Annotated in this window: 1 protein-coding gene; it reads left to right on the forward strand. The window is 69.5% G+C overall.

Annotated features, from left to right (window positions below):
* Window positions 1-10 precede the first annotated feature (10 nt).
* Window positions 11-236: hypothetical protein (locus AC0IY0_RS29050; RefSeq protein WP_471766513.1), on the forward strand; the 226-nt coding region annotated here is incomplete at its 3' end.

Here is a 236-nt window from a genome sequence, read left to right on the forward strand (position 1 = left end):
TTATGAAGCCGTGCAGGCCAGCTCCGCAGCCATCGCAACGGCCTGCCTCACCGACCTTCGCGCCCGCGCCCTCGCGCCGCCCCGTGACGGCGAGGAACTCCGTTACCGCCACGAACCCGACCAAAGCTTCATGACTCTCAGCGGTGAGGAGGAGGAGGACGACGACGCGCCGTTCCCCCCCCCCCTCGAGATCATCTCCGCCGACGACCCCGCGATCCCCCTCGATCGGGTCCTGC

Source organism: Methylobacterium sp. AC315 (assembly GCF_979253755.1).